Genomic DNA, 6,821 nt, shown 5'->3' on the forward strand with positions numbered 1-6,821 from the left:
ATAGAAAAAACTAGTTCTTCTATGCGCCTAGCGCACACACGCCTGCTCTGTTGCGCACGTATAGTATGATAAAACCAAATAGGCTGGGGGGAGCGGAATGACTTGGCTACTGATCGCAGGCTTTGCAATTTCATCTAGCATTGACAACTTTGGAGTCGGACTTTCTTACGGGGTACAGCGAGTCCGCATTCCATTCACGTCGAATGCACTTATTGCGGTAATTTGTTTTATCTTCAGTTTGATTGGCATCGTATCGGGTGTCTGGCTAGCTGAAATGTTACCAGGCATACTACCTGATCTTATAGCGTTTGCTGTACTAAGTATTATCGGAATCCGAATTATGATTATCGCGTTTCGTCAACAAAGAAAAAACCAAGCAAATGTGTTCAGTGAACCGGAAAAGATGGATTTTGATGGATCCTCGCATATTAGTTTGGGGGAAGCTTTACTGCTCGGTATTGCGCTTTCTGCGAATGCATTAACGAATGGTGTCGGAGCAGGTCTCTTGGCGTTATCCCCGATTACAATCGCATTATCAGCAGCGGTTGGCAGTTATATTACATTGTCTATTGGTGTGGGACTGGGCGCAAAACTGGCAGGGGTGCAGATTGGTAAGATGTCAGTTGGTCAGTTCGGAACATTCATGAGTGGTGTTATTATTTTATTGATTGCAATCACGCGACTACTCTGATGTGATGGTATACTAGAAATCATCATCAAATGAAAGAGGCGCGTATATGGCGTTGACTAAATGGAATATGAAGTCGTTTATGAAAGGTGCATCGATCTTAACTATTGCCGCTATTATTGTAAAAGTGTTGAGCGCGGTCTATCGTGTGCCATTTCAAAACTTAGTTGGAGATAAAGGATTCTATATTTATCAGCAAGTGTATCCGTTCATCGGAATATTTATCGTTTGGACGTCTTCGGGTTTTGCCGTTGCGGTGTCTAAGATGCTTGCGGAAAGCAAAGGTCCTGGAGAATCGCGTGGGATTTTACGTGTGTCACTCGCATATCTTCTCGTTTTATCGGTAGGAATCTTTCTATTATTGCGTTCGGGTTCATCTTTTTTTGCCGAATTAATGGGAGACATCGCACTGGCACCCGTTTTGCAGACCGGTGCATATATAGTTCTCGTACTACCGTTCCTGGCTGTACTGAAGGGCGTCTTTCAATCGGAAGGCCAAATGATACCTGTAGCGATCTCAAATGTCTCAGAGCAGTTGTTCAGGGTGATCATCGTACTGGCGGGTACGTGGTTTGCGATACGTGCTGGAACGTCGCTTTATAAAATAGGGGAAATTACGATGTGGGCAGCGGTCGCAGGTGAAGCAGTAGGTGTCTTGATTTTGACATGGTTCTTCCTGCGACGGGAAAGTTTGGCGGTAGCTACTATAAAACCATGGCAAGTGATCAAAGATCTGACTAAGATTAGCATCGGTGTCAGTGCGAGTTCACTAATATTATTAGTCTTTCAATTGGTCGACTCTTTCACGATCTATAACGCATTAGTCGAAGCGGGTGCAATGAGTGAGGCTGCTATGGAAATGAAAGGTGTCTATGACAGAGGACAGCCGCTTGCGCAAATGGGTATTTTGCTTGCATCTACTTTGGCGTTGGCACTCGTGCCGTTAATCGCACACCATGCATCCAAAACGGATGGACGAGGCGCGTTACCGTTCATTAGCTTAACGTTCCGTACATCTATTTTATTCGGCTGGGCTGCGACGATCGGATTGGTTCTCGTCCTACCTTTCGTCAATGAAATGCTGTTCCAAACACGAACAGGATCGGTTGCGCTAATCATCTTCTGCATTCAGATTTTCTGGTTGTCGATTATTTTACCCTTGACGGCTATTCTTCAAGGAAGCGGAAAAGTGCGTGGACCGCTACTACTCATGCTGCTTGGCGTCGTAATAAAACTGTCGACTACACCATTGATGGTTCGCCAGTATGGAATTGAAGGTGCAGCGGCATCAGGCACTATTGCGTTCGCGGTCGTTGCTGTGTTATTAATTATTTACTTTAAGAGATTTTGGAAGTTCCCGCTGGCCTCGCGACGTTTTTATACCGTGCTGATTAGCGCAGGCGTTGCAATGGCAGTGGTATTGATTCCCTGGATGCTTATAGCGGACTATTGGCTTTTTGACGGATTATCCTCACGAATAAGCTCAGCGTTAACGGCACTATCTGCTGTCGCAATTGGAGCAATCATATTCCTTTTCGTCATCTTGAAATCACGTATAATGAAAGAAAAAGAGTGGTATTTACTGCCTTTTGGAAAACGATTGGCGACTGCACAACTATGGCTAACTAAAAATAGAAGGTGAATTATGTGAATAAAATAACTGTTATCGGACTTGGCGCAAGTGATTTGGAACAGCTATCACTAGGCACGTACCGATTATTGAAACAAGCGGACCATCTCTATATTCGTACGGAAGAACATCCCGTCGTAGCAGAGTTGCGTTCAGAAGGATTAAAAATGGAAAGCTTTGATTCGATTTATGAAGAAAATGATGCATTTGAAGACGTCTATCAACAAATCGTCGATAAACTTCTTGAACTGAGTACGCAACAGCCGATTACATACGCTGTGCCAGGACACCCGCTTGTAGCGGAACGTACAGTTCAACTATTGATTGAAAAAGATCGTATGGGTGAGATTGAACTTCATATCGCAGGCGGCAGTAGTTTTTTGGATCCGATTTTCACAGCGCTGCGTATCGATCCGATTGAAGGATTCCAGTTGCTTGACGGTACGGACTTGAAACGCGACGACGTACGCATGGATCAGCACGTATTAATTGGACAAGTCTATGATGCTTTCGTCGCTTCAGACGTGAAATTGTCTTTGATGGAGAAATATCCCGATCATCATGTTGTCACAATTGTTACGTCAGCGGGTTCCCGCGATGAAAAGTTGACTGAAATACCGCTGTTTGAGCTTGACCGTACAGTGACATTAAATAACTTAACGACTGTCTACGTGCCACCTTTACTTGATCACGAACAACGACTGAAAGAGTGGAGTTCATTTAGGGACATCATTGCAACGTTGCGAGGCCCGGACGGCTGTCCTTGGGATCGCGAGCAAACACATGAATCATTGAAGCGCTATTTAATCGAAGAATCCTTTGAGCTGATCCAAGCCATCGATGAAGAAGATGACGACGCAATCATCGAAGAACTAGGAGATGTTTTACTGCAAGTTTTCCTTCATGCACAAATCGGTGAAGACAATGGGTACTTCTCTATGGAAGATGTACTCGAAGCTGTCGGTTCCAAAATGATCCGTCGTCACCCACACGTATTTGCACAAACGCAAGCGGACACAACGGAAGAAGTGTTGACGAACTGGCAAGCTATCAAGGAACAAGAAAAACCGAAACCAACTACGTTGTTAGAAGGACAAGAACGTTTGGCATCTTCCTTGCTGACATCTTATAATTATCAAAAGACCGCAGCTAAAGTAGGATTTGATTGGCCTTCTATTGAAGGGGCTTTCGACAAGTTCCAGGAAGAGTGGCAAGAGTTTCAAGACGAAGTGAAAAATGGCGGGCCTGAGCAACAGCTAGACGAGCTTGGAGACGTACTGTTCACGATCGTCAACATCGCAAGGTTTTTGAAGATTTCACCAGAAGAGGCCATGTGGCACACAAACGAAAAGTTCAAATACCGCTTCCAGTTCGTAGAGCAATCTGTGAAACAAGGAAGCGGAAAATTTGCAGACTATACATTAGATGAACTGGAAAAGTTCTGGCAACAGGCCAAACGAAGGGAAGAATCCAAATGAGACTCGATAAGTTTTTGAAAGTATCACGCTTTATCAAACGCCGGACGCTTGCGAAGCAAGTGGCTGACCAAGGCAGAATTACGATTAATGGGAAAGTAGCCAAAGCCTCGTCGGTCGTTAAGCCAGGCGATGAGCTTTCAATTCGCTTTGGACAGAAGATTGTCAATGCTACGGTAAATGAGCTGAAGGCATCGACTAAAAAGGAAGATGCGGCAGGTATGTACACGATCACTAGCGAAGAGCGCTTAGAGAAAGTGGAACCTGAGTTTGTTGATGACGAAGAGTAATGCTTATTTAAGGAAGAGACAGTCTGACATCAGGCTGTCTTTTTTTCATATAGAAGTAAAAAGTGTTAAGGGTATGGGGGGTTCCCCGGAAAGGGTCCCCGGCTGGCGCTTCAATTCCCTCGTACTCCCTAATTAACTCGCTAAAGATCTTGAACTCAAAACCTCTCATTATCAAAACAGCTTGTCATGTTTGGCCAAGCCTCTGCATATGATAAGGGGAACGTACTAGAGAAGGGGGACGCATATGCAGATTCAAACAGACAGCTCGATGTATACTATTCCATCAGGAGACCACGTAGTGACGATGCGCAATCGTAAAAGAATGGACCTCACATCCGTGAAAACGATTGACCGCTTTGACCAGGAGGAATTTCTTGTTAGAACATCGCTTGGCGTACTGCAAATCCGTGGGGAGGAACTGCGTATTGTACATTTAGATGTGGACAAGGGCCTGCTCACGCTTGAAGGTACCGTCCAAACACTTCAATACGATGATGAAGAAGCAGGCTCACGCAATTTCCTCCATAAACTATTCGGATGAGCTTAACCGTCCAGTTCTTCAGTCTATTGGCGATGATCGGGACAGGGATTACTGCTGGAATTGTAATGGATTTATTCGGAACGATTGTCGCAGGGTGCGATAAACGTTCGTTCATAAGAAGATGGGCATTCTGGTTGGAATGCCTGATCTGGATTGTGTTGGGAATCGGGTCGTTTTGGGTATTAATCATGGTACGCGACGGGGCATGGAGAATGTATGACCCTGTTGCGCAGGTTAGTGGCTTGTTATTGTACGCAGCCATCTTCCATTATCCTGTGAGATTCGTAGGTAGACTACTGTTACTTGTGGTGCTTAGGCCGATTTGGCTCATCATTCGTCTTGTCTACCTAACGATTCAACGTATTCTCTATTTAATTGCCTCTATTCTGACACTAATCACGTCGCCGTTTATAAGATTAGTAAAGAACATAGGGAAATACCTTCAAAATAAATGCAGAGTACTATATAATAGAGTGCAATAGTAGAATTACGCTAGAAAGGTGTGTGCGCCATGAAAAAAACACAGAAGACCTCAACGAAGAATGTGACATCAATCGATACAGACTATGTGCGCTCCATGCAAAAAAAAGAAAATTTTAAAAAAGCACAACAAAAACGTCTGCGAAATAGGTTGGCTGTATTTTTTGTCATCGTCTGTGTGGTTGCTGGAAGTTTATTCAATATGAATGCCGGACAGAAAGAAATCCTGGCTGCCAAACATAAGGAAAAAGCCGAGGCAACAGCTACACTAGAGGATTTGAAAGAGCAGCAAGAACAACTAAATACGCAGTTGATTCGATTGGATGATGACGAGTATATTGCTAAACTCGCACGGAAAGAATATTTTCTTTCTGAGTCCAATGAGATCATTTTTTCCATTCCCGATAAGAAAAAAGAGTCAGAAAAAGACATAAGAAAAGAGTAGTCATGTTGACACTCTTTTTTTGTTGGCTATAATATAGGTAGGAGCCTGTAAAATACAGGCACTGCCAATATGGTTGATAGGCTTACGAGCCGCTTAAAACTTAAGGAGGAGCATTTTTTTTATGTCAATTGAAGTAGGCAGCAAGTTAGAAGGTAAAGTAACCGGGATCACAAATTTTGGGGCATTTGTTGAATTGCCAAGCGGATCCACAGGATTAGTCCATATTAGTGAAGTAGCTGACAATTATGTCAAAGATATTAATGATCATTTAAAAGTCGGCGATATGGTTGAAGTCAAAGTAATGAATGTGGGATCTGACGGTAAAATCGGTCTTTCCATCCGTAAGGCTAAACCTGAGTCAGAACAACGTCCACAGCGTCCACAACGTCCAACTAGACCTCGTCAAGGAAGCAAACCGAGCTTTGAACGACCAGAGAATTTTGAGCAAAAGATGGCAAAATTCATGAAGGACAGCGAAGAACGTCTAACTACCTTAAAGAGAGCGACAGAGTCCAAGCGTGGCGGTCGTGGAGCCAGAAGAGGATAACTTGCTGACTGATTCAACTGTAAACTAAAATCAGATGACATCCTATACGTATGTTCCGCACAATGGAGCATGCGTTTTTTGTGTCTAAAAATGTATTTGGATGTATTGACTGGCGTGGGGGCGTTGCTCGAATTTGGCTTGGTCATTGAAGGTAGTGAGTGTCAAGCTTTGGACACGCGCAGGCATGTGGGGATTGCAACCTGGCCACGGCCTACCCCGCAGTTGTGCCTGCGCTACTAAGTACTTGCCAAGTCAAGTTGCGGTTTATAAAAGAAGAAAACCTGTGACAGGGTAGTACTAGTTCCTATTTTTGCAAAAACAAGTATCTGAACTGACACACACTATCTAACGAAGGCGGCTGCCAGTGGTAGGCGTAGTAATGAGACAGCCAGGCGCACTTCCTGTCTGGCTCATTGCGGAAGCCATCCACCACCGCCGAAGTGGGGCCAATGATCGCTCCACTTACACTGCCAGTCAAACAACTACCTCTGCATAAAACAAAGAAGAGTAAGGGGTTACATAAACAACTACCTAACATCGTATCCTACTTACTTGTGCGAACATTTTATCCAAGTCCTCGAAAAACGAGTACCTGAACTGTCCTACACATTATCTAACGAAGGCGGCTGCACGTGGTAGGCGTAGTAATGAGACAGCCAGGTGCTCTTCCTGTCTGGCTCATTGCGGAAGCCATCCACCACCGCCGAAGTGGGGCCAATGATCGC

The 6,821-nt window shown here is 44.3% G+C and carries 9 protein-coding genes; all 9 read left to right on the forward strand.

Going from position 1 to position 6,821, the window contains the following annotated elements; translation table 11 throughout:
• Window positions 1-97 precede the first annotated feature (97 nt).
• The 9 genes from ytaF to CSV72_RS17185 all read left to right on the forward strand — a co-directional run bounded on the left by ytaF (window position 98) and on the right by CSV72_RS17185 (window position 6,592).
• Window positions 98-691 carry a sporulation membrane protein YtaF gene (gene ytaF / locus CSV72_RS14130; protein WP_099678896.1) on the forward strand — a complete coding sequence of 198 codons (594 nt, stop codon included), beginning with the start codon at window positions 98-100 and terminating at the stop codon, window positions 689-691.
• Between the two features lie 46 nt (window positions 692-737).
• Window positions 738-2,330: a putative polysaccharide biosynthesis protein gene (locus tag CSV72_RS14135; RefSeq protein ID WP_099678897.1), complete on the forward strand. Its 1,593-nt coding sequence runs from the start codon at window positions 738-740 to the stop codon at window positions 2,328-2,330.
• Between the two features lie 5 nt (window positions 2,331-2,335).
• Entirely contained in the window at window positions 2,336-3,796 is a 1,461-nt protein-coding gene (yabN, locus tag CSV72_RS14140) for a bifunctional methyltransferase/pyrophosphohydrolase YabN (RefSeq protein WP_099678898.1), read from the forward strand.
• Window positions 3,793-4,083, forward strand: coding sequence for an RNA-binding S4 domain-containing protein (locus CSV72_RS14145; RefSeq protein ID WP_099634833.1), 291 nt, complete (start codon window positions 3,793-3,795; stop codon window positions 4,081-4,083). The genes yabN and CSV72_RS14145 overlap by 4 nt, the downstream gene beginning before the upstream one ends.
• A 244-nt stretch (window positions 4,084-4,327) precedes the next feature.
• Window positions 4,328-4,624 (forward strand): sporulation protein YabP, encoded by a 297-nt coding sequence (yabP, locus tag CSV72_RS14150; RefSeq protein WP_029054884.1) that lies wholly within the window; start codon window positions 4,328-4,330, stop codon window positions 4,622-4,624.
• A complete protein-coding gene (gene yabQ, locus CSV72_RS14155) occupies window positions 4,621-5,106 on the forward strand; it encodes a spore cortex biosynthesis protein YabQ (protein WP_099678899.1) in 486 nt (161 codons plus the stop codon). Before yabP ends, yabQ begins: the two co-directional genes overlap by 4 nt.
• A 29-nt stretch (window positions 5,107-5,135) precedes the next feature.
• Window positions 5,136-5,549, forward strand: a complete 414-nt coding sequence (locus tag CSV72_RS14160; RefSeq protein ID WP_099678900.1) for an FtsB family cell division protein — start codon at window positions 5,136-5,138, stop codon at window positions 5,547-5,549.
• A 121-nt stretch (window positions 5,550-5,670) separates the two neighbouring features.
• On the forward strand, window positions 5,671-6,096 hold the full coding sequence (locus tag CSV72_RS14165) for a S1 domain-containing RNA-binding protein (protein WP_029054887.1): 426 nt from the start codon (window positions 5,671-5,673) through the stop codon (window positions 6,094-6,096).
• 364 nt (window positions 6,097-6,460) lie between these two features.
• A complete protein-coding gene (locus CSV72_RS17185; RefSeq protein ID WP_255407603.1) occupies window positions 6,461-6,592 on the forward strand; it encodes a hypothetical protein in 132 nt (43 codons plus the stop codon).
• The last annotated feature ends 229 nt before the right edge of the window (window positions 6,593-6,821 follow it).

The sequence above is a fragment of the Sporosarcina sp. P20a genome, from assembly GCF_002743175.1.
Lineage (GTDB): Bacteria > Bacillota > Bacilli > Bacillales_A > Planococcaceae > Sporosarcina.